A 2,728-nucleotide genomic window follows, 5' to 3' on the forward strand; every position below is an offset into this window, starting at 1 on the left:
TCTTTTTCTTTCCACCAAATTTAACAGTCTTTGTATTTTCTGCATATGCTTTAACATTGCCTATGCATGATATACTCATGACTGTAATAAAAGTTATTAAACTATTTCTAAGTAATGCTTTCATACACTTCGCTCTCCTTTAATTTAATCATCTGCTCTTTCCAAGATTTGGATTGAATCTAGGTTTATCTATGCTTTCTTCTTTTGTTTTGTACGTATCGTGATATATTGCTTTACATCCAAAGTATTCTTCCCAATATTCAATATATTCTTCTTGATAATCTCTAATTGTATTCATTATCCTTTTTAAATCATTACTTTTATATCCTGCATGATTATGTTCCATCTCAATTGTACCATCAGAATTTATCCAAAATTTTGATGAACTACTACTATTTCTTTTTGACACATGCACATGTACAGGTTCTAATGGTTCTGATTCATCACTAAAAAAATAAAAACTAAATCCAAATACGTCAAAAACTTTAGGCATATTCATACTCCTTATTTTTTTCATATTCATAAGCTATAGGTGCTAATTTTCTTACATCTTGCATAATGATTTCTATTTCAGCTTTACTATATCCTTTTATTTCCAAAAACTTATCTTCTGGATATAAATAAATAAATGAATTAAAATCATTTTTGCTTTCACACCATGATTCTGAATATATTTTAATTGAATTATCTTTAATATCAGAATATGTTAATATAAAATTATCTCTTTTCATCATAGGATTATGTTTCATTTTTCTCACCTACCTTACTATTTTTTCTGATTACTTTTTAAACCCTTTTGCGTATTTTTCAAGTCTTTCTTTCTGCTTCTTTTTATCAAATTTAACAATATCAAAATAAGTTTTATTCATTCTACTCACTTCCTTTCGCCTACCTGCTTTTACCATGATTTGGATTTAATCTAGGCTTTTCAATATTTAATGATCTATCTATATTTTTAAGAAGTTCCTCATATTTATCCAACATTCTCATTTCACTACTTATAATTAAATATTCCATTAATGAAATATCTCCATTTTTATCGTAATACTTAAATGCCTGTCGATATTTTGAATTATCTGTTATCGCAATAGGAAAAATATTATTATTTATAAGCTGCTGATTTAATATTATTCTTCCTGTTCTTCCGTTTCCATTTGGAAAAGGATGGATTCTTTCAAAATCTATATGTTTTTTTGCTATATTTTTGATAATATCATTTATAGAACTATTTTTTTTATTTATATCCGATAACCACTCATTCATCTTTCCATCTATCAATGTATAGTCTGGCGGATAATATACTGCTTCAACCAAGGAACCTATATATAAGTTTTCTTCTCTATACTTTTCTCCTCTTTGGATAATCATGTTATTACATTGTTTAATCCATGTTTCATCAATATCCTTAGCATCTAAGCATAAATAGTTTTCAATAGCTTTATAAAGATTTTTAGCATCTGTATATTCCTTATACGTGTGATTACTATGTACTGCATCAAATTCAAGTGTTTCAATTGTCTCTTCAAGAGATAATGTATTACCTTCAATCGAATTGGAACTCCAACAAAAACTATATTTAAAATCCTTCCATAATGGTTCAAATATTAATTTTTCTTTTTTAATTTCAGAAAAACTTATTAAACGTTCGTTTAAATCTTCATAGTTTTTTTTGTTATCAATAATCATGATCTTCCACCTCTTATTTGTTTTCCATAATTTCACTGATTTTTACCATGTATGCTTCTATCCTAGCAAGTCTTCTTTCTGTTGTATCTGATGTTTTCTTCTGTTTTATTTCCTCAATCAACTTTTCTTCAGAATTATCTCCCAGAAGTTTTAAGTACATGTCTTTTGAAATAATAACAACATCCTCATTTCCATTTCTGCTTATTATATAATTTTGGTCATTGCTATAAACATCATCATATATTTCCCTGATATTTTTTCTTAAATCTGATATTGGTATTGTCTTCATATACAAACACCTCGCTTTCTTAATTATACAATAACATATTTTGTACAAAATCTCAATATTTTGTACAAAATAAAAAAGCGTTTGTTGTTATATATCAATTATTAACCTTTAAAAAGGAAATTCTGAATCATCTGAAGATAAGAACTCTTCATCAGGTTCTACTACTTGTTCTTCTTTTGTTTCATTGCTCTTTTTTTCAGTAAACTCCATGCTTTCAACTACTACATCCGTTGTATATACTTTTTTCCCATCCTTATTAGTATAAGAACCAGTCTGAACTCTTCCTTCTACTATTACTTTCATACCTTTTTTTAGATACTTTTCAGCTACTTTTGCATTATTTTCAAATGATACACATGATAAAAAATCTGTATTATTTTCACCTTCCTTTTTATATTTTCTATCTACAGCAAGAGTGTATCTAGCTACACATCTTTGTTCCTGAGATTCTCCTTTTTCTGTATATCTTATTTCTGGATCCTTTGTTAATCTTCCACTTAAAATTATTTTATTCATGTTTTATACCTTCCTTTACAATTTTTTATCTGCTTTACTCGTCTTCGTTTTTTTACCTCTTGTTTCTACAGGGTCATCCATTAATTCAAAAACTTCAAGAATAGAAAGTTCTGTTCCTTTAGGATATTTTTCCATAACTTTCTTTATTGCATCATTAATACCAAATTCATCATCTATAATTGTAATATTACAATTATTATCTTCATATTCGTCATCTTCAATATCTTCAATATCTTC

At 26.9% G+C, this 2,728-nt stretch carries 6 protein-coding genes; all 6 read right to left on the minus strand.

Annotated elements, in window-relative coordinates:
* Positions 1–148 precede the first annotated feature (148 nt).
* On the minus strand, positions 149–493 hold the full coding sequence (locus B5D16_RS12185; protein ID WP_159444390.1) for a DUF4160 domain-containing protein: 345 nt from the start codon (positions 491–493) through the stop codon (positions 149–151).
* Positions 486–758: a hypothetical protein gene (locus B5D16_RS12190; protein ID WP_143405131.1), complete on the minus strand. Its 273-nt coding sequence runs from the start codon at positions 756–758 to the stop codon at positions 486–488. The genes B5D16_RS12185 and B5D16_RS12190 overlap by 8 nt, the downstream gene beginning before the upstream one ends.
* 130 nt (positions 759–888) lie before the next feature.
* Positions 889–1,686, minus strand: a complete 798-nt coding sequence (locus B5D16_RS12195) for a Fic family protein (protein ID WP_078767245.1) — start codon at positions 1,684–1,686, stop codon at positions 889–891.
* A gap of 13 nt (positions 1,687–1,699) precedes the next feature.
* Positions 1,700–1,975 (minus strand): type II toxin-antitoxin system Phd/YefM family antitoxin, encoded by a 276-nt coding sequence (locus B5D16_RS12200; RefSeq protein WP_078767246.1) that lies wholly within the window; start codon positions 1,973–1,975, stop codon positions 1,700–1,702.
* Between the two features lie 108 nt (positions 1,976–2,083).
* The gene (locus B5D16_RS12205) at positions 2,084–2,491 is read right to left on the minus strand and encodes a single-stranded DNA-binding protein (protein ID WP_078767247.1); all 408 of its coding nucleotides are present in this window, start codon (positions 2,489–2,491) and stop codon (positions 2,084–2,086) included.
* Between the two features lie 15 nt (positions 2,492–2,506).
* A partial coding sequence (locus tag B5D16_RS12515; RefSeq protein WP_159444391.1) for a hypothetical protein occupies positions 2,507–2,728 on the minus strand: 222 nt, incomplete at its 5' end.

The organism is Eubacterium uniforme, from assembly GCF_900167115.1.
Classification (GTDB): Bacteria; Bacillota; Clostridia; order Lachnospirales; family Lachnospiraceae; genus Eubacterium_S; species Eubacterium_S uniforme.